The organism is Paenibacillus sp. OK003, assembly GCF_900109515.1.
GTDB lineage: Bacteria > Bacillota > Bacilli > Paenibacillales > Paenibacillaceae > Paenibacillus > Paenibacillus marchantiae.
Window position 1 is genome coordinate 63,608 of the sequence record NZ_FOBD01000014.1, and the last position, 26,728, is coordinate 90,335.

The following is a 26,728-nucleotide window of genomic DNA, read 5'->3' on the forward strand; positions in this document are numbered from 1 at the left end:
CGGATATTCACTTCTAAATCAATTGTCACTATACTGGGGATTAATTAAGTAAAGGAGATGGTAGTTTGTTAAAAGATAAGATTGCGATTCAATTGTATACGCTTCGCGAGGAATGCCATGTAGATTTCCCGGGAGTTCTTCGTAAAATAAGTCAAATTGGCTATGGCGGTGTACAGTTTGCGGGTTTTCAAGGCTATGACCCGCAGGAACTCAAAGGGGTTTTGGACGAAGTTGGATTGAAGACCGCGGGCATGCATGTTGGCTTCCATGACATTGTTGCAAACACAAGCAAAGTGGTCTCGGACGCCAGGCTGTTCGGCACACGGGATATTATTTGCCCAAGTATTCCAGCTGAACTGCGAAATGAAGGCGGATACAAACAACTGAAGAAAGATTTGAACGGTATTGCGAAGCAGCTGAAGGGCGAAGGCTTTCGAATCAGCTATCACAATCATGCTTTTGAATTTGAAACAATGATAGAGGGGCAGGACGCACTTTCATACTTGCTTGAAGCTGCTGTAGACAATGAAATCCTCGCAGAGCTGGATGTATATTGGCTTCAAAAGGGCGGTTTTGAGCCTGCATCATTCTTCAAGTCCTATGCGAACAGGATGCCGATTATCCATATGAAGGATATGACCGCAGACGGTGAGCAGGCATTTGCGGAAATCGGTACAGGATTGATTGAATTCGAACCGATTATTCGCTGGGGAGAGGAGAACGGAGTCGAGTGGTACGTAGTAGAACAGGATGTTTGCAGAACAGCACCGATGGGCTGCGTGCAAACTAGCTTTACCAATCTATATCAATTAATGTCCAATCTGCAACCGACTCTGTTCGGTGAAGCCTGAGAACGCGACTGCGGAAAAGGCGGACCTCAATGAGCCGTGGAACGAACAACCGGAACAGCTTTGCTTGCTTTTTTGTAGAGAGAGGACAATGCGTCCGAGCGTCAAACCATCCGGCGCTTCTCAGCTGAAGCGCCGGATGGTTTGCCCGTTATGGAAAGGACCGGCAATACGGATATGCTCGCAAGGCGCGCCATGGTTTGCGAGACGCCATAGCATTTTCTCAGCCGCTTTATATCCGGTCTCCCTGATCAGAAGCTGGGGGCGGCTTAAATGCGGTAGCGTCGCCACCGGTCCGTTGGCCAAGCCGACTAGGGAGATGTCCTCCGGGATGAGGTAGCCGAGGGAGGTAAGACTGTCGTACAGCCTTACGATATCTTCATCGATGCCGGCAATGATTGCTGTTGGTTGGCTGCGCAGCTTGTCGATTAGCATACACTCGTCCCAAATGTCTGTTATTTGCAGTTCTGCGTCATAGTCCAACTGAAGCTCATCCATCATTTCCTCAAACGCCTGCCACCTTCTTGTATACCCCCGCTGGCTGTGAATATCTCCAACGTACATAATACGGGTATGGCCAAGCTGCGCGAGTCGGTCCACGGCCATGCAGACGGCTTCGAACACATCCCAGATTACGCTGTCGATTCGGCAAAGCGGTCTCGGATAATTAATCAGCACCTTGGGTAAAGGCAGCTCGAACAGCTTGCGCTCTGTGGAGTCCGAGAGCAGACGGGGCGCAATGAACAGACCGTCGGCCGTAGGCAAATTGCGCTGCTCCATCCAGTCCGAGAATGCGTGATCCGGCACATCCTCATCCAGCACATAGCTTTCCAGTCGATGCTCCAATTGATCGAGCCTCTCTCTTATCCCCTCTGTCAACAATACGTTGTAATTCATAGATTGCCGGAATTGTATCAATACAAATCGAAATTGGAAGGTTGGATAGGGCGTGATGCCGCGGCTGACCATCGCACGCGCCTGAGATACAGTTAAATAGCCACGTACGAAGGCTGTTCGGATAATGCGGCTTCGCGTTTCCTCGGACATGCCGGCTCGTCCGCTCAGCGCTTTGGATATGGTCTGAATCGAAAGACCAAGTTCTTGGGAAAGATCGTGCAGAGTAATCGATTTACGAGTCCCCAATTTCAAAACCTCCTTCCTCTTTTCTCTGTGTGGTTAGGGAATGCGAACATAAAGCTATCGTCCATGCTAACGCTTGACAGCTCTATTTTAAACTAAAGTTCAACTACTTTAGAAGTCCCCCAACTCCTATAATGAAAATACTTTCAGAGGAGGGGTTAAGCATGAGAAAAATAGAGACGGATATTGTGGTATGCGGCGGAGGGCCGGCGGGGATCAATGCGGCGCTGGCAGCTGGAAGGAGCGGGGCGCGAACGCTGCTAGTTGAACGATACGGTTTTCTTGGCGGCATGTCGACTACAGCTCTGGTCTATCCATGGATGACCTTTCACACGATGGATGGCAAGCAAGTCATTGCCGGAACGGCGCAGGAAATTGTAGACCGCTTGATGGCCGGGGGAGCTTCCCCCGGTCACGTTCGCGATACGGTAGGCTTTGTAAAGACAATAACCCCTTATGATCCTGAGGTATATAAGGTGTTAATCATCGATATGCTGCGCGAGGCGGGCGTTAAGGTGCTGCTGCACAGCTTCATGGACGAAGTGCAGACCAGGGACGGCCTCATTGAAACGGTACGACTCGCTACCAAGTCAGGGAAGTACGAAATTTCGGCTAAGCAGTTCATCGATGCGACAGGGGATGCCGATCTGGCCTATCTCTCAGGCGCGCCGTGCTTGCAAGGACGCGACAGTGACAATTTGACGCAGCCGATGACGATGAAATTCCGAATGAGAGGCGTTGACCTGGCGAGAGTTAAACGGTATATGCTCGACCATCCGGACGAGTTTTACAAGAAGACGCCTTTCGATGAGCTGGAGGAACTGCCATTGTCCGGCGTACTGGGTTACTTCAAGCATTGGAAGGAGGCTGACCTGCCCATTAACAGAGATCAGGTCCTTTTCTTCACAGGTCCGGGACCGGACGAAGTGCTTGTCAATACAACTCGTGTTCAAGGGCTGGACGGAACTGAATTGGAGGATTTGACGGAAGGAGAGGTGCAGGGCAGGAAGCAGGTGCGCATGGTCGCGGATTTCATGACCCGCTGCTTGCCAGGCTTCGAGAACGCTTCCATCTCTTCGGTCGGAGCGCAAATCGGCATACGGGAGAGCCGAAGAATAGACGGCTGCTATTCACTCCAGGTACAGGATGTTGTAGATGGACGCGCGTTCGATGATTGCATTGCACGAAGCGGCTATCCCATCGACATTCACGATCCGTCCGGCAAGGGCGTACAGGCCGCATGGGTCCAGGGAGACGGCGCATACGATATTCCTTACCGCTGTTTGCTGCCGAAGCGGATTGACAATCTGCTCGTGGCAGGCCGCTGCATCTCGACGACGCATGAGGCGCTGGCAACGACGCGTCTGACACCTAGCTGCATGGCGACGGGACAGGCTGCGGGTACGGCGGCAGCAATGGCATGGGAGCAGGGAATATCACCGGGAAAAATCGACATTGGACGGCTGCAGGAGCGTCTAATTCATAACGGCGCGCTGCTACGCAGTGGGCAGACTTTATAGCTCGCATCCGACAGCGAGATAACGGCCAAATTCAATTGAAGAAATAATTGGAACATGGTAGACTTTTTCATAAGGTCGCCTCGTATCGGAAGTTTGTTGGAAAACAAACATTCTACCGGATGAGCGGCTTTTTTTTACCGTGTGATAGTATAGGTTTGCGCTTATAAACTGTCAGGAGGAGTCGGTGAAATGAAGCGGTATATTTCGATACGAGCCAAATTTATAACCATGTTCGTTCTGCTCATCACCATTCCATTCCTGATAAGCGGAATCAGCACTTACAATAAATTTGCGGAGGAAACCGAAAAAAACTCCAGGGCGTACTCCATGCAAATTATGAATCAAGTGAAAATTAATTTGGAAAATACGATAAAAGGCGCGGACAGAATAACCGTGGCTCCCTTGTATAACGAAGACGTGCTGCGTATTTTGGAGAAGCACAGTTATGAAGTGCCAGGCGAGGAGAAGCTTATTCCGTCGGCGGAAATTACTAAAATGGCAAGAGTAGCAGCTTCGCTCACATTGGATCAGCCCGGAATTGAACGAATGATTTTTTTTACCCGCGACGGCATTATGTACAGCGTCCAGGAAAAACTGACGCAGCGTTATTGGAACGAGAAAGGGAATGACTGGATGCAGGAGGTGCTGGACGGGGAAGGAAGGCTTGTCATTATCGAACCTCACGATACGACTTATTACAAACGATCTGAGCGGGTAATTTCCGCTGCCAGAGCATTGAATCACCCTACAACGGGCCAAAGCATCGGGGTTGTCAAAATTGATTTTAACATGAAAGAACTCGAAGCATTATTGTCAGAAGTATGGCTCAGCGACAACAGCCAGTTTTACTTGACAAAGGATAACGGCGAGCTGTTATTTCCGGATGAACTGGTTAATTTCCCGAATACCGGTCCGGGGGACGGAACGGTAGATTGGAACGGCCAGACTTATCTGTACACAACCATGCACTCCAAATCAACGAAAGTGAATATTCACGGACTTATCCCGATGGCCGATTTACAACGGGGCGGCAAGGAAATCGTCGGATTTACGATCCTCATTTCAGTCATATCGCTTATCATTGCCTATTTGCTTGCGATCTTTACGTCAGAGCGGCTGGTCAGGCCGATTCGTTATCTTCAGTCGCGCATGCGGAGGGTAAAGGACGGGGCTTTCAGTGAACGGGCAGATTTGAGCTTGATGAATCGCGATGAAATTGGGCAATTGGCCCAGGGTTTCAATCTGATGGTGACGGAAGTGGAGCGGCTGGTCAAGGAAGTATATGAAACGAAGCTGTGCGAACGCGAAGCCGAGCTGTCGGCTCTGCAAAGCCAGATTAATCCACATTTTCTGTACAACACGTTGGAATTGGTAAGCATGCAGGCGCTGAAGGAGAGAAATCTCGAAATCAGCGACATTGTTGCCAGCTTGGGAAAAATGCTGAGATACACGGTTGACAAGCAGGAACGGCCGGTGCAATTGAAGGAGGAGATACGGTTCGTTCACGCTTATTTGCAAATTCAGTTATCCAGGCTTGGCGAGAAGCTGAGTTCGGAAATGTATGTGGATCCGTCCTTCGAATCTTGTCTTGTACCCAAGCTGCTGCTTCAGCCGCTGGTTGAGAATGCATTGGAGCACGGAATGGGGAATTGCGGATTAACGATAACGATCAGGGCATCCGTGCTGGATCAGGATTTACTCCTGACTGTACAGGATAATGGGGTGGGGATGCCGACGCAACGTTTATTGGAGGTTCGCGAGCAGATGTTGTGCAAGCCGGAGCGGGACGGCAGCCGTCCAAAGTTTGGAGATACACTTAAAGGCTATGCCATCAAAAATATTCACCATCGCATTCAACTGCTTTATGGCGTGGAATACGGCTTAAGCGTGGAGAGCGATGAGGCTTCCGGTACACTATGGAGAATCCGACTGCCATTACGATGGGGGAATTAGAATGTACAATGTGATGCTGGTAGAAGACGAGAAGAAAATTCAGGAAGGGTTAAAGATAATGATTGAGGAAGTGATCGGCAGTTACAGGGTAACCGCAGAGGCGGAGCACGGTTTCGCTGCGCTGGAGCTTCTCAGAATGCAATCGGTGGATTTGCTGATTACGGATATCCGAATGCCCCAGATGAACGGAATCGAGTTATTGCGGCATGTCCGGAGGTTGTATCCCAACCTTCCTGTATTAATCATCAGCGGGCATGAAGATTTTACTTATGCCAAGGCGGCGATACGTCACAATGCGTCGGATTACATCCTGAAGCCGGTGGACCGGATTGAGCTTTCCTATTTTCTATTGAATTTGAAAGCGCGGCTGGACCGCGAGCGGTCGGTAGAGATGCCTAACGCCGAAGCAGCCCATGAAGATCTGACGATTCGAAGAGTGAAGGAACTGGTCGTCTCTTGTCTGGATCAGGATGTTTCACTTCCATTCATCGCGGAGCAGGTGCATTTGAATCATCAATATTTATCCACATTGTTCAAAGTAAAAACCGGACAAAACTATTCTGATTATGTGACGGCCTGCCGGATAAGTAAAGCCAAGGAGCTGCTGACCCATACCCATCTGAAAATATACGAGGTCGCCAACCTTTGCGGCTATGCCAGCGCCAATCACTTTATGGCCGTGTTTCGGCAGCATTGCGGAGCGAAGCCTACCGAATATAGAAAAAGGCCGCTGAGCTAAGGCTGATTAGATCATTGAGCACAAAAAAATGCTATAAATATCGTAGTTTTTCTCGAAAATGCGTTGTTTTTCACTGACTGGCTGACTTGTATACTTATGATTGAGCGCTTCCAATTGGCGCAGAGACTTCATGTATTGCGACAGAATGATTTCATTCGGATATTCGGGAGGTGTAAGAGGGAGCTTGGGTTGGGTTCTATTGGAAACGCTTACAATGAGGTTGTAAGAGAGGGACGAATGAAATGACATGAAAGAAAGGATGTGGTAGGTAATGATTATTCTTTCAAAAAGATCTACAGCGTTATTATTAATCCTGATTATGCTGTTCACGGGTTTGATGGGCTCGAGCCGCGTGCAGGCCGAAGCCGAATCTGCCAACCGGATCGTATTCGAGGATTCCGAGAACGGCGCTCCGGACGATCACAGTGTTGAGGCGGAACCGCCATTCGCTGTTCACGTCATGGAGACGACGAGCACAACTGTCAAGCTGCAGTGGAATCCGTTGCCAAGCTCGGATGTTAGCCAATATGTGATCTACAACGGCGACAGTCCTGCGGCTTCCGTAAGTTTTTCCACCTATGATGCGAATGGCGGTCTATATAGCGCGCTTGTGTTCAATCTGGAGCCTAGCACCGAATATGCTTTTACCATAAAAGCGCATACGCCGACTGAGCTTGCCTCTGTGTCGAGCAATGAGGTGATCGTATCCACACCGGCACTTAGCGGAGCTTCAGCAACCCCGCTGACGGTCGCGGATTATCGGGCAAGCGGCAGCGATTCCAATATTCCGGAGTATGCCATTGACGGCGATATTCAGACAAGGTGGTCGGCGTATGATGACGGGCAATGGATCGAACTGGATCTGGGCTCGGAACAGCTGGTTTCTTATCTGGGAGTCGCTTTCTACCGGGGAGACAATCGCCGTAAAACCATTGATATCGAGGCTTCGAACGACCAGACCAACTGGACCCGCGTATACAGCGGCGACAGCAGCGGCACGACGACCCAGGTTGAAGCCTTTGGTTTTGAAGCCGTCACTGCCCGTTATGTACGGGTTGTCGGGCGCGGAGCAAGCGAATGGACAAGCATAACGGAAATTCAGGTTTACCCTCCCCATGTGGACGGGGTTATATTAAGGCATTTGGAGATTCCGCCAACGGGACCGGATCCGGATTCCCCAATTCCGACAAAAGCTGGTCTTTATTATGCGGATGGCACACCGCATGTGCCGCATGAGGCTCAGACAGTGACCGGCTCTACGTATAATGTCTTGGACTTCGGCGCCGATCCTGCCGACAACGGAATGGATGACGCTCAAGCTATCCGGGCTGCACTGGCTGCAGCGGCGTTTGGGGACGAAGTGTATATTCCGAACGGACACTATCAATTAACGAGCACAGATATGGACGGAGTTACACATTTCATTATGAAATCAGGCGTCCAGATTCGCGGCGAGAGCCAGGATGGCGTTCTGCTGGTCTCCGACCATGCTAATGAACAGGGAGAATATGCTACGGTTGAAGGCATCGTATTTCGCATGGCTGGACAAAACAATATTAAGATCAGCAACATGACAATTACATCCAGTTGGGACTTGAATTATTCAACGAATACGTCGGTTGCGAATCCGGATCGGGGCGGACCTAAGCAGGTGATCATGATTACCGCCGCTTCCGGCAAACCGTCATATAACATTACGCTGGACGGTCTGACGATCGAGAAGTTTCAACGGATCGGCGTTGTCATTACGAATAGTCATGATGTCATTGTGGAAAATTCGCTTTTTCGCAATGCGACGAACTTAGCCGAGGGCGGAAATGGATATGGCGTGTCCATCGAAGGCAAATCCAAGGAAAATCGGCTCGGCAGAGAGGATGATTCTCGTTTCAATGTCGTTCGCAACAACGAGTTTATCGGTCCCTATCTGCGTCACGGAACGATGGCGCATTCTTACACGCATAACAATCTCATTGAAAACAACTACTACTTGAACTCGGCATTAGATGCTATCGATTTCCATGGAGAAGACGAGTATATGAATGAAGTAAGCGGCAACCATATCGTTGGCGGCGGCGAAGCGGCTGTCGGTGTTGGCAATCCGGGCGCTACACATGATGCCGCGGGACCAGGCAATTATATTCATAACAATTTAATCGAGAATGTGAAACGGTATGGGGTACAGGTGTACCTGGGATCTCCGGATACGATTATCGAGAATAATATCATTACTGGATTTACGAACGCGGGGAGTCAGGGAATACGTCTGAAAAATGCGCCTGGAACGATAGTGAAGGGCAATCAGATCGTGAACAATACGGCTTCTGACTTCTGGGGCATAATGGCCATGAAAGACGACGGCGATCCGACCAACGCCGGGAACGGCGCTGGCATACCCGAGAATATTGTCATTCAGGACAATCATGTTACGGGGAATACGAATGGCGTTATGATCTCGCACGGTACGAATATTCGTCTTTCCGGTAATGAGATCAGTGGAAATACCGGGACGGATTATGAGAATCAAGTGGCGGTTTCCGAACTGCTGCCTGCAACCAAGGCGGCAAGTGTACAGAAAAATGCTCAGTACGCCCCGGTTACGGATCTCTTACAGATTAAAGGTGGAGAAGATAGCGAATCGGCGAGAAGCTATCTGCAATTCGATCTGAATTCCATTGAAGGCAGGCTGGCTACCGCATGGCTCTATGTGTATGGACGGGCGCTGGAGAGCCCTGCTGGAGAGACGGGAGCTGCAACTTCTCTCTATGCAGTGGACAGCAATGACTGGGACAGCGATACAATGCAATGGAATACGTACCAGTCTCCGCCAGAGCTTGGCCAGAAGCTCTCGACTGTTCAGCTGAATAATAACGGCGAGAACGTCTGGTATGTATTCGATGCGACTGTGCTCGTGCAAGAACGTCTGGATGGAGATCGGACGATATCACTTGCTTTTGCCCAGGATTCCGATCAAACCGGTTACTTGACGCAGCTATACAATGGACCCGACTCCAGCTATAGGCCTTACCTGCGGGTTGAAACTTACCCTCCTGTCGAACTTGCGGCCGTAGCGGTAACGGCTGATCGTTCGCAACTGGTGCCGGGCATGACTACCCAACTGCATGTGATCGGCACATACAATACAGGATCGAACGTTTCGTTGGAAAATGCGGACATATCTTTCAACAGTCTGACGCCGGATCTAGTGACTGTTGATCATACCGGCGTGGTTACCGCACTTCAAGCTGGGGAAGCAACATTGCAGGCAGCTGTTGTCTTGGATGGCGTTGCTCGCACTGGAGAGTTCGTTCTTAATGTAACTAATAATCTGGCGATTACTGCGCAGCTGTCGGTCGACTCCACGCTGGGTAAAAATACAAAAGATAGCGTACTTGACGGAAGCTTGGAAACCCGCTGGATATCAAACGGCTCCCAAACGCCTTATCTGATGCTGGACTGGACAACAGAGCAAACGATCAACCAAGTGAAGCTGTGGAGCGGACATGTGCCGCTTATAGGCTCGGCCAACTGGCATGTCAGAGATTTTGATCTGCAGTTTCTGGAAGACGGAGAATGGAAGACGATAGCCGAAGTTCGAGATAATGATCAGGACGCTTTTTGGGGTCAGTATACCATGTTGAATTTGGAAAACCCCGTCGTGACGACTGCCTTGCGCTTCCATTTTGTCCGTCCGTCATGGGGCAATGGCAATTCGAATGATATGATGGCCAGAATCCATGAGGTGTTTGTCGGCTTCGTCAACGATTAGGAACCACCTCGGCCTATGTACTTGTCATGCGGGCTTAGGCCGAAGTTCTGTTATATAGCTGGTTCTATTAAAGTACTCGAATTTACATAGTTTTTCTCGATTTTGTGTTATTTTTTCTGAATGCCATCAAATTTATACTAGTAATAGAAAGCGATTACAAACATTGAGGGGGGCATAAAGATGAAGAAATACGGGTTAATCTTGCTGTCTGTTGTATTGCTGCTCGGCTTGCTGAGCGCCTGCGGAGGAAACGGAAATAACAATAATGGCACCGGAAAGACAAACAAGGAAAATGCGAACAATACGCCGAGTGCGGAAGTGGCTGCTGAGTCAAAAGATCCTATAGAGCTTGAGATGTCCGTTTGGGGCAGTGATGCCCAGGTGGCATTGTATGACGAGCTTGCTGAGGAATACAAGAAGCTCCATCCGAATGTAACAGTCAAAACTTCCGTGATTCCGTGGGCGGACTACCAGCAAAAACTGGCGATCATGGCAGCGACCAAAACCTCTCCTGATATCGTATGGATCTCAGAGCGCATGATTCCGCAATTTATGAATGGGGGCCAGCTGCTGGATATTTCGTCCGTGAAAGAGGACGCGGCTTATACGTTCGATGATATAATACCATCCACACTCACTGCATTTGAAAAGGACGGCAAACTCTACGGCATTCCATTCTCTACGCCGCCTCAGGTCGTTTTTTACAATAAAAATCTGTTTGAAGCGAATGGATTGAAGTCGCCAATGCAGCTTTATGAAGAGGGCAACTGGACTTACGATGAGATGGTCAAAGCGTCCGAAGCGATCTCCAAACCGCAGGAAGGGGTATACGGCGTGAAGTTCATACAAAATTCCTCCAACTGGTCCGATAATCTGATTCCATTGATTTGGGCGATGGGCGGCGAAATCTTCAACGAAGACACAACGCAATTCGCTATGAACACGCCGGAGACGGCTAAAGCGATCAATCTTTTTAAAGGGCTGCTCGATAAGAAAGCGCATCCAAGCATCGGCGAGCAGTTAACTTTCGATACAGGTAAGCTTGGTATGGCGTTTGAGAACGTTACCCGTACAAGCGCTTATCGTGACAAAGTCGATTTCGAATGGGATATTGCTCCGCTTCCGGAAGGCGACCATGGCGTCAAGATGCCTATTGGCTTTGGAGGCTATTCGATCTTCAAAGACGCAGAGTATCCGGAAGAAGCATTGGAATATTTAAAATTTATAAGTAATAAGGAAAATGCAGCTAAAGTAGCGGAGTTTTTTGTACCACAGAGAGAGTCCGTCCTGTACTCCGATGAGTATCTGAACAAGTTCCCGTTCCCGACTGTTGAAACGATGAAAGTGGCTGCGTACGATCGGTTGGCCGAAGGTACAATCCGGCCTTCCCATCCGAACTGGGTCAAGATTGACGAGCAGGTGACAATAAACCTGGATGCGATTTTGCTTGGTTCCACGACAACCGAGCAAGCGTTGGAAATTATGGAAGACAGCATTAATCCTCTATTGAAGTAACCCTCCAGAACGATGGAGCATTGCGAGATCGCCATATGAACAATAGGGCGATCTCGGATCTTAAAGGGAGGGTTTCATCATATTCACAACAGGAGGTAGGCGCAAATGGCCGGAGGTAAGCCAGCAGGTTTAGCAACTTTGAAATCAAAAGAAATGTGGACGGGATATTTGTTTATACTGCCTATTGTGGCGGGATATTTAATCTTTCTGTTTGGCCCGATCGTTTACGCTTTCGTGATGAGCTTTACAAATTGGTCGTTATTTGGAAATAAGGAGTATATTGGTTTGGGTAACTATATTTATGCCGTGCGCGATGATCCCGTCTTCTGGGATACGGTTGTGAATACGGTATATTTCTCTGCGGGCTTGGTCCCGCTGAACATTGTGTTATCGCTTTTGCTGGCTATGCTGTTGAAACGGAAAATATGGGGCATTGGCTTGTTTCGGACCGCGATCTTTACGCCGGTAGTCGTTTCCCTCGTGGTTTGGGGGATCGTATGGAAGTTTATTTTCTCTACGGACGGCGGATTAGTCAATCTGCTGATCCGAACGTTTGGCGGAACTGAGATTCCCTGGCTTTTCTCGGAAACTTGGACGATGCCTACCGTTATAGTGGTCAGTGCGCTTAAAGGTGTGGGGATGAATATGGTCATCTTCCTGGCCGCTCTGCACGATGTGCCGAAGGATTATTACGAGGCTTCCAAAATTGACGGCGCTTCGCGCTGGGAAACCTTTAAATCCATTACACTGCCAATGATTACGCCAGCCGTATTCATGGTAACGATAATTACCGTTATCGGTTCTCTTAAAGTGTTCGGACAAATCTATGTGATGACAGGTGGAGGGCCGGGAACAAGCACGTACGTGATGGTCTTCTACATTTTCAAACAAGCGTTCCGCTCCTACGAATTCGGTTATGCATCAGCCCTGGCATTTATTTTGTTCAGCATTATCCTGGTTCTGACTTTGATACAGTGGAAACTAAGAAAGAGATGGGTACATTATGAACAATAAAAAGATAACATCCAACCTTGCATCCTATCTGGTTCTAACAATCGTTTCCCTCATCGTGTTGTTCCCATTTTTTTGGATGGTCAGCACATCCTTGAAGACAGAATCCGAGGTGTTTCTATTTCCGCCCCAGTGGATACCCGCAGCTTGGGAGTGGATCAATTATATTCGCGTGTTTACGGAAATGCCGTTTCATCTCTACTTTTTTAATAGCATGTATATCGCGGCGCTCGTCACGGCAGGCACTTGTTTCTTGTCCGCATTGGCAGGCTATGCGTTTGCCAGATTGCACTTTCCATTCAAAAACGCGATCTTTCTGTTCCTGCTCAGCGGGATGATGATTCCTACCGAAGTTACGGCCATTCCTTTATTCAGCTGGATGTCAAACCTCGGATTCATCGATACGCATATTCCTCTGATTCTTCCGCCAATGCTTGGATCGGGAGGAATGTTCGGCGTATTTCTCGTACGTCAGTTTCTAATTACTGTTCCTATTGAACTGGATGAAGCAGCCAAAATGGACGGGTGTTCGCCGTGGCGCACGTTCAGGTCGATCATGCTCCCGATCGCCACGCCCGCATTGGCAACCGTAAGCATCTTTACATTCATGAATAGCTGGAATGAGTTTTTTGAACCGCTTATTTATTTAAATACGAAGGAATTGTTTACGCTGCCGATCGGCTTATCCATGCTGACTACGGATGCCGGCGTGGACTGGCCGCTGCTGCTTGCCGCTTCGACCATAGCGACAGTCCCGATTCTGGTTGTTTTCTTCCTGGCCCAAAACAAGTTTATTGAAGGCATTGCCAATACGGGCTTGAAATAATGCGTTTTCTCCAAAAAGGACTGATACCTAATATACATGCAGTAGTTTCACATGCGAACGTCAGCCTAATAAAGGGCTGACGTTTGTATTTTGCAGCTATAAAATTAAGCTGTAAAAGAACAGGATTTCTTCTGCAAATGTATTTACTTCGGCATTATTCTGAACAAATACGGAAGTATTATTTTAATTCTTATCTCTTTTGACAGATGTACAGACGATGTGTGCTAATTCCTAATATGCTTTTTTCTCTGCATGTTTGAAAATGACAGCATTCTTCCCCGATACATAGGACGTATACGTTCCCGCTTCGTATGGATACGCTAAAACCCGCTAGTACCATTAAACTCGATGCCGTCGCCATTGTGTCGAACCTAAACATAGGTGAAATCTTTACTGTTAAATATTATATATTATTCCTATCGATATTAACGTTAAGCTGACGGGCAGATTAGTTCAGTAATCGATGGACGCTCTAATGTATGATTTGGTACACTTGATCTATAAAATTTAACGGAGGCGATTTACATGAAAAGTTACGGAATCTTTTGGGCAAATCAACTGTGGGGAATATTGCATAACTAGCCTAATAAACTGCATCTTCCCCTTAATTTGAGAGGGTACTATTTTGGAAAATCCATTTTTATCTTTTAATAATCCTAAGCCACTTGGTGCAGGCTCGTATGAAATGGCACTTCCCTTAATAAATTCACTGAACTTAAAAGCCGGTATGCGAGTTTTGGAGATAGGCGCTGGTACAGGTCAAAGGCGCTGGTACAGGTCAAGTAGCCGCCATATTGGCTAAAAATTGGGGAGTATCCGTCATTACCCTTGAACCATGGGAAAATTTAATAGATATTCAAGATTTCGCTACTGAACATGGTGTGGGAAATGACGTTCTTGCAATAAATGCAAACGCAATGGGTATGCCTTTCCCAGATGAATCATTTGATGCTGTCTTTGGGATTGGTTCTTTCTTTATGATTGATGATAGAGAACAAGCTTTGAAAGAAATCATAAGAGTCACGCGTAAAGCAGGGCATATCGGAATTGCAGAGCCTATGTGTACCGGTAATCCTATGCCGTCTGACTTGGGAAAGTATGAAATCTTTAATTCGTATAAGAACTGGCTAAGATCATTGGAATGGAACTGTGACTTATATAGAAATCAGGGTTTATCAGTTACAGAGGAGTACTACTTTCCGGAAGCGTATCAATGGATGATTGATAATTTTCGATATTATGATGGTGAAAAAGATTTTATTCTAGAAGATAACGGTCGTTGGTTAACTTTAGGACTTGTTGTCGGGCAGAAGTGATAATTTTTTTGAGACCACCTTCATAGGCGGTCTTCTATACTCAGCGTATGCTAGCGCTGTATGCATGACTAACGGGGAACGATAGTTCAGAATTGACCTTGCATACAACATAAAATCAATATATCATTGGTGCTCTTCAGCACAGCTTAACAGGTGATCAAATAAGGAGTAAGAGCCATGTAGACCTCCCTACGTGGCTCTTTTGTATACTTATTAAACTTAGATTAATAGCGTTTTATGAATAAGAAATTTTTATTCTCAATAGGGTACCCCGTTGAAGAGAAACGATTCATTTTTTACATAGGCATTAATTTCTCTTTTGGCTAATTTACTAATATGGTCTGGTAACCATTCCTGCGAGTCTGGTAGACCCAGCCAAAAATTCATTGTTTCAAGTTGTCCTGCAATAAAAAAACCTTCTAATAGCTCAATATAATTATCTGGTAACGAATAATATTTAGAATATGACTTAAGTAACGGGTTTAATATACGTGCACACCCGTACCAAGCACGGATTTGTTTTGTACGAAATTACCGGATAGATATACCTTTTGCAGATTAGGCAGCTGGCTTAGGGGCTCTATATTGGAAATGGCATTGTTCTCGAGATGAAGCTCTCCTATGGCCTGCCAGTTACTCATAAATTCGAGAGAAGCCAAGTTGCTGTCTTGCATAGTGAAGGAACGTAGAGCGGACATTTTGGCAAAGTAAGGCATCATTTGGTCAACTTCAGTAACAGAGGTATTGTTTATGCTGAAGTATGGCTGCTCTAAAGTTAAATGTTCAAGCATGCTGTTCTCCGCGGCGGCCGTTTGTTTAAAGTTCAGCCTGCACTCGGAGCACATCAGAGATTTGACCTGCTTCAAACGAAATAAAGCATCGCTCTCCTTATATAGTGACGAGTCGTAAATGTTCAGAGTCTCCAGACGAGACAAGCTGTCCAGGGCGCCTAGACGTGTTATTTCACTGATCTCCCAGAGGGAAAGCTGCTTCAGTTTCGGGAATTTCCCCAGAATAGCCAAATTCAACTCTCCGCTTCCGCCACGGAGCGTCAGGCTGGTTGCGGCCGGCGCCTTCAGCCCCGGGAGAAAGGAGCTCGGTATTTCAACCCGGACTACATTAGGCAAGGTCAGCGCTTCTGCCTCCTTGTAGTAACCGGACAACGTTAATTCCCGCAGAGAGGGCAGACTGTTTATGACCTTTACCGAGCCAAGCTCACTTAGAGAAGCCAGGCGTAGCGTAGTAATGGAGTTTTTACCGGCCAAGCGCTCCAGGTTGGAAAAGTTTACATTTTCGATATCTAGTGTTTGTAGTGCAGGCATATTTTGCACAAAGTCGATGGACTTTACATTCGATAAATAGGACAACTGAAGCTCCTGAAGCTGGGTCAAGGCGTACAGCGGCTGCAGGTCTGTGGCTTCACTGTAATGTATGGACAAGGATGATAGCCCGGTCATGGAAGACAGCCATCCAAGTTCATCGACAAAGGTGAGCGACAGGGACTTGAGCGGCAGTTTATTCAACAGAAAGAAATCCGTTACGGACTCATCCACATAGGTAATGGATAAAGAGCTCAGATTAGGAAATTCCAGCAGCAGGGCCAATTCCTGATTGCTGCGAAGCTGAGTGGAGAGCTCCGTAATTTTAGACTTGTCACCAAAGTAGCCTGAAAATTTGCTGAAGGATTCGTTAAAAGCGCCTCCGTAACTTTTTAATCCGGGCATATGGGCCAAAGTGGTTTGATCCGTCTGGGAGATTTCATAGGTATTCGTCAGATCGAGTGCAGTCAGCCCTGTAAAAGCTTCAAAATCTCGCTGATCGATCTCCTGGCTATTCAGTTTCTTATCCTGAGTAACATAAGTGATCTTCTCGGCCTGTTCATCGCTGAAGGGATCGGAGAGGCTATATGTAAACTTCCACTGATCATTCTCCGAATGCGCTACGGTTAAATAGCGAAGACGAGCCAATTCCTCCTCTGTCGGCAAGGCAGACCCTTTATTGAAGATATCTCGCAAAAAGGAGAGCAGAACCTCGCTTTCAGGCATCTTTCGCACAGGCAGATTGGCTTCTGTTGTTGGATAGGTGGAGCTGTTGCTATAATAAAAATAAGTACCGATCGCGCCAGCTAGGACTAACATCAGTATCAGCATTACCTTTACGGAGGCAGTCTGCTTCAGCGGTGCTTTAGGGGGCGTTCCGTGGTAATGATTAATGGTCTGGTCTACGTAATAGACATGATTTTGCTTCAATAAAAGCTCTGTTTCACAATAGGGACACTTTAAAATCTCACCCTCTTTGTATTCAATTCTTCCGTTGCAATTGGGACAGTTTAACGGGATAAACGCCACGAATGTCCCCTCCTTCATTATGATGGTCATAAGATCATGCTGAACGGTCATCTGACTTCATTATACCTTGTGAATTTACGTTTGATGAGAGAAAGAAGTTTCACATAGCAAAGGAGCAGGGGAATCCTGCTCCTTTTTGATCTTTTTTAAGTATGGCTGGTGGTAGGCATTATTAAATAAATCATTAAGCGATCGAAGTAATCGGATGTTTAACTTGCATAGGGTAGATGTTTTCACCATGGGTTCTTACAAATAAGCCGTCATTGGTGAGTGTACTTTGTAAAACGATATGATCTGTTGCATCTGGCGTGAAATGAAAAGTTATTTTCTCCGTATCCTCATCTGCGATCTTATCCAAGATATCTTTCATATTCATTTCGTTTAAGCTAACAACGTCGAAGAGCTCAATATGATTGTCTTCTTTCTGATAAATAATAATGACGTTTTCATTTTCCAAGTAATAAATATCATCACTAAAAACATTCAGGCAGTAAAACATGAATATGCCCTGGGCATGATCAGTTGCAAAATGCTGCGAAACAGGTAGTCTTTCGGATGCAAATTTATGGATAAGGCGCAAATCCTCCGCGTTAGTAACATCGAGTTTCTGAATGTTCGCAGGCTCCGGTGATTTTTTTGCCGTATAATTCATTGAAAAAAGATGTTCTTCCACAGGCTTAAACCCAAACTTGGGGTAAAAATCAAGCACCGATTCATTGGCAAAAAGGTACATGTAATCGACCTTGTTCTCGTATTCCTCTAAAACTTTATTCATTAAACGTGCAGAAAGTCCTTTCCCCCGATAATCAGGGTGTGTCATCACTGTGCCGATTTGAATCGCTTTTTTCTTCTCCCCGTGAATGATGAACTCAAGGATGTTAACGGAAACATTGGCAATAACCTGATCTCCATCTACAAATGAAAAAGGGATGTATCGTTCTCCCCAACACCCTTGTTGGTACCAATTTTCAAATTTCAAATCAAAAGTGTTAGCAGCAAGTTCGAAGAAACTTGTTCGAAGTGCTTCATTATTTCTATAATCCTTCTTAAATATAAATTCCTGCAAGGTCTTTCCCCCCCTTAGCCCTCAAACGTGACTATTTGTATATTAATGGTATTATCCTTTACTTCAACCGGTTTAACAAGCATCGGATTCACGGAAACGCCGGAATACCTGACACCTGTTCAATAGGCCAAGTGGTGTTAATTGAATGTAATGAACAACGTTTCAACTTATATAGATTCACGATTCTATCTGCCGCGGCCTGATCAGCGGAATGAAGAGTATGTCCATACCATTATCAGAATTGGTATTGTTCTGTAAAAAACTAAGATTCCCCTTTAATTTGGAGTAAGATTTCTCTTTCATGAAGTGGTATTATCTGGGTGAAAGGAGGCTGGTCACGGCAAATTATGTAAGCGCTTTATATGTTTGATGAAAAATTTGGTGTGGGGGGAATGCTTCGAATGAGGAAATCATTTAAGCAGGTCGTTTCCGGGTTACTCGCAGCGGCTCTGCTTCTTCCGGGCGGCTTGATAGCTCCGACAGTTAACGCTGCAGATCTAGTGGCAACTAATTCACAAATTGTGTATCAGGAAACATTCCAGAATGGTCAAGGCAAGGCAAGTCAATCAGGCGGTGCCCAGCTGGACGCTGTAACAGGCAAGCCGTTTGAAGGCAATGATGATGGAGCGGCTCTACATGTTAGTAACCGATCTAATAACTGGGATGGCGTGGACCTCGCTTTTGATGACCTAGGTTTGTCAGTTGGCAAAGAGTATTCTGTAACCGCTTCCGTATATGTTGATTCTGATGCTAACCCACCTGCAGACGGGAAAGCCGTTCTGGAAATGGTAAGCAATAAGGGCGTTGCTGGATCTGAGGCATACACTGGAATTAGCTCTGCTGACTTTAAAGCAGGACAAGGCATTACGCTATCCGCCGATCTCTCCGTTAACAGTGTGGAGAATACAGCTCTGCGGATTAAATCGAATGATGCCGGGAAAGCAGTCCAATTTTATATCGGGAATATCACGATCACCCAGACAGTAACACCTGTCGAACCCACGGTAGTCCTTAACCAAAGCTTTGAAGACGGGAATACCGGTGGATGGGGCAAACTGGGTTGGGGATCGAATGGGGACACTACGGTCGTTAACGACGTAGCTTCCGAAGGCACGAAATCTCTGAAGTTCTTTAACCGAGCCGATGAGAAGGCCGTTCCTGCTCTCGTACTTACGGGCAAAATGAAATCCGACCATAAGTATGATATTTCCCTCAAGGTTAAACTCAGTTCAGGTGAAGGCCAGTTCCATCTGGCTTCCAAGATAGATTCTGAAATATTGTCGGGAGATCAGAAGTATCCTTGGCTTATAGGCAATAAACTTGTAACCGCTTCCGAATGGACGCTATTTGAAACCAAAGGCTATGAAGTTCCTTCTAAAACGAATGAGGTCATCATCTACGTTGAACCATCAAACAATACGTTAACCTCGGATATTTACATTGATGAAGTCATGATTACCGATGTAACCCCTGATCAAACCACACCAGAGATTGTAGATACAACGGGCATCGCTGCCGATTTTGAGAATGACCTGAATGGATTCAAAGCACGGAACGGCCGTGAAACGGTAGTTCTTTCCCAACACGATAATCATACAACTGGCGGCAAACAAAGCTTGCTTGTGACGACTACGGCACAATATGATGCAGCCTTGGTTAATGCTGATGGCAAAATGGCAAAGAATCACGAATATGAGCTGTCTGCTTGGGTGAAAATGGCACCTGGACAAGAACCCACAACACTTCGTATAAGTGTTCAATATGCGGACAGTGGCTTTGCGAACGTTTCACCAAATGCAACCGTTACAGATCAGGAATGGGTACACTTAACGGGTAAGTATACGCTCACCACTACTCCAAGCGTACTCAATGCTTATATTGAAACAGCAAACAATGACGGCGGCAACCGTACCTTCTTCTTGGATGACTTTGCTCTAAAATATGTGGGACCTGTAACTGCCGCGCCTCCGATTCAAGAAAATCTTCCTAATATCAAGGATATTTACGAGGATGATTTCCTGATCGGGAACATTGTTAATTCGGCTACCTTTGACGAGACTCGGCTCAAGCTTCTGACCAAGCATCACAATGTCGTCACGTTTGAGAATGATATGAAGCCGGATTATGCATATAACGCGGACAGACAATTTGATTTCACTGCAGAAGATGCTCTTGTTCAAAAAGTAAAGGATGCAGGCCTTGATTTGCACGGTCACGTGCTCGTATGGCATGCTCAGTCTCCTACATGGCTTCATACGGCAGCAAACGGCGAACCTTTGAGCCGTGAAGAAGCTCTGACGAACCTAAGAACACATGTTAAAACGGTCGTTGAGCACTTTGGTGACCAAGTTATTTCCTGGGACGTTGTTAACGAAGCGATGAATGATAACCCGGCTAATCCGGAAGACTGGAAAAATGCGTTGCGTAATTCAGGCTGGTTACAGGCCATCGGCCCTGATTTTCTTGAGCAGGCATTCCTTGCAGCCAAAGAAGTCATTGATGATAACGGCTGGGATATCAAGCTTTATTACAATGACTACAACGATGACAACCAGAATAAATCTACAGCCATCTACAGCATGGTGAAAGAGATCAATGAGAAGTACGCTGCAAATCACCCTGGCGAGAAACTGATTGACGGCATCGGCATGCAAGCCCACTACAATTTGGGCACGAGATTGGACAATGTCAAGATGTCACTCGAGCGTTTCATTTCTTTGGGTGTGGAAGTCAGTGTCACCGAATTGGACATTATGGCAGGCACCAACTCTGCAATCACTGAAAAAGAAGCGAAGCAGCAGGCCTATCTGTATGCCCAATTGATGGATCTGTATAAGAAGAACAGCGAGCATATTTCGCGTGTCACCTTCTGGGGATTAAATGACAGCACCAGCTGGAGAGCCGAGCAGAACCCAACCTTGTTCGATAAGAATTTTCAAGCAAAAGAGTCGTTCTACGCGGTAGTTGATCCGCAAAAGTACATGGCGGAAAATCCGCCTGAAGCGCTTGAATACAAGCGCTCAAACGCTTATTATGGAACACCAGCTATTGATGGCTCCGTAGACAGCGTATGGAGCAAAGCTCCTGATTTGAAACTGGAAACGAAGCAAATGGCATGGTCAGGTGCAACAGGAACAGCAAAAGCACTCTGGGATGACGACAATCTGTATGTGCTCGTTCAAGTCAGAGACGATCAACTGAACAAGACCAACCCGAATGCATGGGAGCAGGATTCCGTCGAGATATTCGTCGATGAAAATAACGGGAAAACGTCCAGCTTCCAGGATGATGATGGACAATACAGAGTGAACTTCGAGAACCTTGCTACCTTTAATCCTGCGGAAATCGCTGCAGGTTTCGAATCCAAAGTCTCTGTTTCCGGTACCAACTACACCGTTGAAATGAAAATTCCGTTCAAAAAGGTGAAGCCTGCGAATAATGCCAAGATTGGCTTTGATGCGCAGATTAATGATGCGAAAGACGGCAACAGAATCAGCGTGAATGCATGGAATGATGCATCTGGTCAGGGTTACCAGGATACGTCTGTATTCGGTGAATTGACGCTCACGGGCAAACCTTCTTCAGGAGGAAACGACGGTGGCGGCAACAACGGTGGAGGCAACAACAGCGGAGGTAACAATGGCGGCGGTAGTGGCGGATCGAACTCAGGGACTACTTCGCAGCCCCAGCCTCAACCACAGCTTCCAGGCAACGACTCGGTGATTATACCGGTAATAAAAGTCGAAAATGGAACAGCCACAGCAACCGTTTCGAGCGAAAGCTTGAATAAAGCCATTGAAAAAGCTTCTCCAGGTGCAAATGGCAAGAAGCAGATTACCATCGAAGTGCCGAAGCAGGCTAATGCCCAATCCTATGTGGTGCAGCTACCGACTTCCAGCCTGCAAAGCAACAATAATGTTGAGTTTGTGCTTAAGACGGAGAATGCAACAATTCAAATTCCGTCCAATATGCTTTCTAATATTACGGAGCAAGCGGATCAAGTCTCTATTCTGATTAACAAAGTCTCGGCAGATCGTCTGAGCGCAGATGTTCGCGCTATTGTGGGCAGCCGTCCGGTGATCGATCTAAGTGTAAAAGCTGGTGACCGTCTCCTTGCCTGGAACAATCCAGCGGCACCTGTAACGGTATCTGTTCCGTACACGCCTGCTGCACAGGAGCTTGTCAATGCACATCAGATCGTGATTATTTACATTGACAATCAAGGGCATGCAACAGCCGTGCCAAGCGGACGCTATGATGCTAAATCCGGTTCAATGGTGTTCAAAACAACTCATTTCAGCACTTATGCTGTAGCCTACGTAACCAAGACTTTTGCCGATGTGCGAAATGTCTTGTGGGCAAAACAAGCAGTCGAAGCGCTGGCTGCACGCGATATTATTAAAGGAATCTCTGATGACAGCTTCGCGCCTTCAGCTTCTATCACGAGAGCCGACTTTATCACCTGGCTTGTCAGAGCACTTGAATTGAAGGGTACGGGCACGAACACGGCACCCTTCAGCGATGTACAGCCAACCGCTCACTATGCAGAGGCCGTGGCTATTGCCAAAGAACTTGGAATTGCCTCTGGATTCGAAGACAACACATTCAAACCAGGCAACAGCATTTCCCGTCAAGACATGATGGTTCTTACGGCGAAAGCCCTGAAAGCAGCGGGTAAGCAATCTGCCGGCAACGGAAATCTAGCTTCATATTCCGATGCTGCAAGCATTTCCACTTATGCGATGGATAGTGTAGCTTCCCTCGTAGGAAGCGGAATTGTTAACGGCAAAGATGGCAAAATCGCACCAGCCGAACCATTGACCCGTGCTGAAGCAGCGGTGATTCTGTACCGCATCTGTAACATGTAATTGCAGTTTAATTGAATAAGCTAATTAAAAAAGACTCCCCCGTATATCATCTAACGGGGGTAGTTCTTCTATTTAGACAGGCGAACCGTGGCCCAGCTATATCAGCTCTCCTTTGCTATGAATGGAAGTACTTTTTATGAATTGGCGGATCGGTACAACGTTTGATGAGATAGATAGATGACTGAGGAGGAGATATTCAGATGACTAGAACAAGAATGTGGTTAAAGCCTATTTTGGTTACCATGGCTGTTATACCTTTGGTATGTACAAGTGGTTTCGGTTTCCGGTCTCCTGTTTCAGCAGCGCCTATGCATCACACCAAGATTGTTGTAAATAACGCATCCAAAATACCATCCCCAGAACCGGGAAAGGTCTCTTATGACCAAAACGGGTTCGATGCTAACGGAAGAATGGTGGCCCAATTTGGATCGCCAGTTATTGACGGTAATAACGATAAAGTGTGGAGCAAAGCTAAAGCGGTTACACCTAAACATGTGTCAGACAACCTCGACACTTCGGTAGAATTTAAGGCTTTATGGGATGATCATGCACTCTATATTCTTGCAGAAGTTAAGGACAAAGACTTATCGGCACAATCTGTAACACCGTATATGCAGGATTCCGTGGAAGTATTCCTTGATGAAAACAATAACAAGACACAAGAGTATGGTGTGGACGATTTGCATTATCGGGTAAATTATGAGAACTTCCAGTCTATTGATAACGGCAAACCCGAGCAGATCTATTCATCTGCGAAAAAGGTGCAGGGCGGATATGTCGTTGAAACAAGGATCGCACACCAATCGAAACCGGAAAACGGAAAAGTGATGGGCATCGAGCTGCAGGTGAATGATGCGAAGGGATCGGAGCGAATCGGGACCATTAATGTTTTCGACTCAACAGGCACCGCCTGGAATGATACAGGGAAGTTTGGAGAGGTTCTGCTTACCGGCAAGAGCAAGGGGGATATCAGCGGTGTGAATCCTTATAATCTTTTGAATTTGGTCAAGCATACGATCAAGATGGATTTTAATCTGTATAAAAATGCAAATGTCGTACAAGAGGCCATGATGAAAGTTGTCTCCGAGCACGTTCTGGACAATCATAAGATCACTCAAGAACAAATCGATCAACAGTATACTGCTTTGCAAAATGCAATCGGAAAATTGGAAATGACAGATGAAGCGGCAAACGAGAAATATTTCGAAGCGGTTCCCAATGAATATCGCGTGCAGAGCGAAAAACCGGGGACGATCCAGAGTGTAACGTACAAAGCACCTAATTTAGTGAACGGAATGGACGACAAGAGAGTGAATGTTTATCTTCCTTACGGATATGACTCCTCGGATAAAACGAAGAAATATAATGTTTTGTATCTGATGCACGGCGGCGGAGAGAATGTGGATACGATCTTCGGCGGTCCTGGCCAGAGTAAAGAGTTGAAGATCATCATAGATAACATGATTGCAAAAGGGGATATCGAGCCTCTTATTGTGGTGACACCTTCCTTCTATGGTGGGACCAATGACACGGCTACATTCCACGAGGAACTGATTAATATTGTGCTTCCCTTAGTGGAAACCGAATTTAACACCTATACCGAGTCGGCAAGTCGGGATGACTTGAAAGCAGCCAGAGCACACCGGGCCTTCGGCGGGTTCTCCATGGGTTCCGTAACGACCTGGTATACTTTTATAAATGGGCTTGATTATTTCAAGTACTTTATGCCATTAAGTGGTGACAGCTGGGTCGTGGGCCAAACAGGTGGAGGCAGTAAACCGGTGGAAACGGCAGAATACCTGGCCAAGGCTGCAAAAGATGCCGGATACGGACCGAAGGATTTCTACGTATTCAGTGCTACAGGCAGTGCGGATACCGCTTACCCTAACTTGAAACCTCAGATTGATGCCATGAAGCAATTCACAAATACCTTCGTCTATTCATCGGATCTGACAAAAGGAAATTTCTACTTTATCGTAGCTGACGGCGGCACGCATGCTTGGTCTTGGGTGAACCAGTATATTTATGACATCTTACCGGATCTATTTCAATAGGTTAATTTGAGATCCATGGAATCTATGTGTATGAGATAACTGAATTTGGTATGAAAAGTGGACGCAAATGATTTTGCGTCCATTTCTTGTGTATACCTCTACCATATGTGGATGAGTACAACCGCATGTTGCTCTAACAAAGTAAAAAACCTCTTTCATCAATCTGCAGAAAAATGCACAACTGCACTATATAACATCTTGTTGCGAAGAGGGTCGAACGTCACTTGATGCTGAACCTGCTTCACCCGCAGCAACAGCGCTTTGTTCATTCCGATTCGTTCTTCGATCGCTCGTTCCAGTTCCCGGAAGTCATAAGCCTGCAGGCATTCGACTTTGTCTTTGATAATATCGAGTGAAATTTCCATGTTTGTTTCAGGCCTCCTCCATGTCACGATTTGCAGGTGCAAAAGCCTGCTGAGCTTTTATTGTAGAGGAGCTTGTCCGGTTCGGCAAGAATAAACGAAGCGATCCTTTAAAACGATGGAGGCGGTCTAATTTCTATACTGGGGGGCCAAAAACGAGAAGGTAAAGTTATGCTTCAATTAATCACGAATAAACCCGTGCTGAAAATCAACTAAAGACGTGGTAAAATTGGTGGAGTGATCAATGGAGAAAAGGTATAAGTGAAGAAGAAGCAAGGACATCAAAATGTAAATTGCAACGAATCTGCTAATGTAAATGATACGATTGCAGATGTATGGCTTACGATTTTTTACTATTAATGAGGACAAAGATTGTCCTGCTATATATAGAGGAGTTTCTAATATGAAAGAAAATTTTTGGCTTGATTTACCACGGCCATTTTTTATACTGGCACCCATGGAAGATGTGACGGATGTTGTGTTTCGTCATATCGTAAGTGAAGCGGGCAGACCGGATGTGTTTTTTACGGAGTTTGCGAATACAGAGAGTTACTGTCACCCGGAGGGGAACAAAAGTGTCCGCGGGCGGTTGACGTTTACAGCAGATGAACAGCCGATTGTGGCCCATATCTGGGGAGACAAGCCGGAGTTCTTCCGCGAGATGAGCATCGGGATGGCGAAGGAAGGCTTTAAAGGTATTGATATTAATATGGGCTGTCCTGTCGCCAATGTGGCGGAGAATGGAAAAGGAAGCGGTCTGATCTGCCGTCCTGCGCTTGCAGCGGAGATTATTCAGGCGGCCAAAGCCGGTGGCTTGCCCGTCAGTGTCAAAACTCGCCTCGGGTTCACCGAAGTGGACGAATGGCGCGACTGGCTGACTCATATATTGCAGCAAGACATTGTGAATCTGTCCATTCATCTGCGTACAAGAGAGGAAATGAGTAAGGTCGATGCGCACTGGGAGCTGATCCCGGAGATCAAGAAACTTCGGGACGAGATTGCGCCGAATACGCTGCTGACCATTAACGGGGATATCCCTGACCGCGCGACCGGACTCCAACTCGTCGAGCAGTATGGTGTGGATGGCATTATGATTGGACGAGGCATTTTCCAGAATCCGTTTGCTTTTGAAAAGGACCCAAGGGAGCATACCACGGAGGAGTACCTTCATTTGCTGCGACTGCATCTGGACTTGCATGATCAATATTCAGAGCTTGAACCGCGTTCGTTCAGCCCGCTGGCCCGCTTTTTCAAAATCTATGTCCGTGGATTCCGCGGGGCAAGTGAGCTGAGAAACAGCTTGATGAACGCCAAAACAACGACTAGAGTACGCGAATTGCTCGATGAATTTGTTAGTAAGGAGCATGATGGGGCAGAGGAAAATGAATAGAATACA

At 46.7% G+C, this 26,728-nt stretch carries 16 protein-coding genes; 12 read left to right on the forward strand and 4 right to left on the reverse strand.

Annotated elements, in window-relative coordinates:
* The first annotated feature begins 65 nt into the window (after positions 1–65).
* A complete protein-coding gene (locus BMW94_RS21150; protein WP_091000903.1) occupies positions 66–851 on the forward strand; it encodes a sugar phosphate isomerase/epimerase family protein in 786 nt (261 codons plus the stop codon).
* A 120-nt stretch (positions 852–971) separates the two neighbouring features.
* Here BMW94_RS21150 and BMW94_RS21155 read toward each other — a convergent pair whose 3' ends face one another.
* On the reverse strand, positions 972–1,991 hold the full coding sequence (locus tag BMW94_RS21155) for a LacI family DNA-binding transcriptional regulator (RefSeq protein WP_091000904.1): 1,020 nt from the start codon (positions 1,989–1,991) through the stop codon (positions 972–974).
* 161 nt (positions 1,992–2,152) lie between these two features.
* Between BMW94_RS21155 and BMW94_RS21160 the strand changes: the two genes are divergently transcribed.
* From BMW94_RS21160 to BMW94_RS21195, 8 genes are all read left to right on the forward strand, one after another.
* Positions 2,153–3,508 (forward strand): FAD-dependent oxidoreductase, encoded by a 1,356-nt coding sequence (locus BMW94_RS21160; protein WP_091000905.1) that lies wholly within the window; start codon positions 2,153–2,155, stop codon positions 3,506–3,508.
* A 189-nt stretch (positions 3,509–3,697) separates the two neighbouring features.
* The gene (locus tag BMW94_RS21165; protein WP_091000906.1) at positions 3,698–5,461 is read left to right on the forward strand and encodes a cache domain-containing sensor histidine kinase; all 1,764 of its coding nucleotides are present in this window, start codon (positions 3,698–3,700) and stop codon (positions 5,459–5,461) included.
* A gap of 1 nt (position 5,462) precedes the next feature.
* Positions 5,463–6,200: a response regulator transcription factor gene (locus BMW94_RS21170; protein WP_175480791.1), complete on the forward strand. Its 738-nt coding sequence runs from the start codon at positions 5,463–5,465 to the stop codon at positions 6,198–6,200.
* A 271-nt stretch (positions 6,201–6,471) separates the two neighbouring features.
* Positions 6,472–9,966 carry a galactose-binding domain-containing protein gene (locus tag BMW94_RS21175; RefSeq protein ID WP_091000908.1) on the forward strand — a complete coding sequence of 1,165 codons (3,495 nt, stop codon included), beginning with the start codon at positions 6,472–6,474 and terminating at the stop codon, positions 9,964–9,966.
* Positions 9,967–10,146: 180 nt separating this feature from the next.
* Positions 10,147–11,481 carry an ABC transporter substrate-binding protein gene (locus BMW94_RS21180; protein WP_091000909.1) on the forward strand — a complete coding sequence of 445 codons (1,335 nt, stop codon included), beginning with the start codon at positions 10,147–10,149 and terminating at the stop codon, positions 11,479–11,481.
* A gap of 105 nt (positions 11,482–11,586) precedes the next feature.
* Positions 11,587–12,495, forward strand: coding sequence for a carbohydrate ABC transporter permease (locus BMW94_RS21185; protein WP_091000910.1), 909 nt, complete (start codon positions 11,587–11,589; stop codon positions 12,493–12,495).
* Positions 12,485–13,318 carry a carbohydrate ABC transporter permease gene (locus BMW94_RS21190; RefSeq protein WP_091000911.1) on the forward strand — a complete coding sequence of 278 codons (834 nt, stop codon included), beginning with the start codon at positions 12,485–12,487 and terminating at the stop codon, positions 13,316–13,318. Before BMW94_RS21185 ends, BMW94_RS21190 begins: the two co-directional genes overlap by 11 nt.
* 749 nt (positions 13,319–14,067) lie before the next feature.
* Positions 14,068–14,634, forward strand: a complete 567-nt coding sequence (locus BMW94_RS21195; protein WP_091000912.1) for a class I SAM-dependent methyltransferase — start codon at positions 14,068–14,070, stop codon at positions 14,632–14,634.
* A 482-nt stretch (positions 14,635–15,116) separates the two neighbouring features.
* Here the strand turns inward: BMW94_RS21195 and BMW94_RS21205 are convergent, their stop codons facing one another.
* Positions 15,117–16,982: a leucine-rich repeat domain-containing protein gene (locus tag BMW94_RS21205; protein ID WP_091000913.1), complete on the reverse strand. Its 1,866-nt coding sequence runs from the start codon at positions 16,980–16,982 to the stop codon at positions 15,117–15,119.
* Between the two features lie 184 nt (positions 16,983–17,166).
* A complete protein-coding gene (locus BMW94_RS21210; RefSeq protein WP_091000914.1) occupies positions 17,167–18,048 on the reverse strand; it encodes a GNAT family N-acetyltransferase in 882 nt (293 codons plus the stop codon).
* 401 nt (positions 18,049–18,449) lie between these two features.
* On the opposite strand from BMW94_RS21210, the gene BMW94_RS21215 reads away from it, so the two are divergent.
* Entirely contained in the window at positions 18,450–22,916 is a 4,467-nt protein-coding gene (locus BMW94_RS21215) for an endo-1,4-beta-xylanase (protein ID WP_091000989.1), read from the forward strand.
* Between the two features lie 200 nt (positions 22,917–23,116).
* Complete coding sequence (locus tag BMW94_RS21220) at positions 23,117–24,970, forward strand: sugar-binding protein (RefSeq protein WP_217648194.1); 1,854 nt, start codon at positions 23,117–23,119, stop codon at positions 24,968–24,970.
* 158 nt (positions 24,971–25,128) lie between these two features.
* Here the strand turns inward: BMW94_RS21220 and BMW94_RS21225 are convergent, their stop codons facing one another.
* Positions 25,129–25,335, reverse strand: coding sequence for a DUF2536 family protein (locus BMW94_RS21225; protein ID WP_091000915.1), 207 nt, complete (start codon positions 25,333–25,335; stop codon positions 25,129–25,131).
* Positions 25,336–25,735: 400 nt separating this feature from the next.
* Here BMW94_RS21225 and BMW94_RS21230 point away from each other — a divergent pair, with 400 nt between their 5' ends.
* The gene (locus BMW94_RS21230) at positions 25,736–26,722 is read left to right on the forward strand and encodes a tRNA dihydrouridine synthase (protein ID WP_091000916.1); all 987 of its coding nucleotides are present in this window, start codon (positions 25,736–25,738) and stop codon (positions 26,720–26,722) included.
* Positions 26,723–26,728 lie beyond the last annotated feature (6 nt).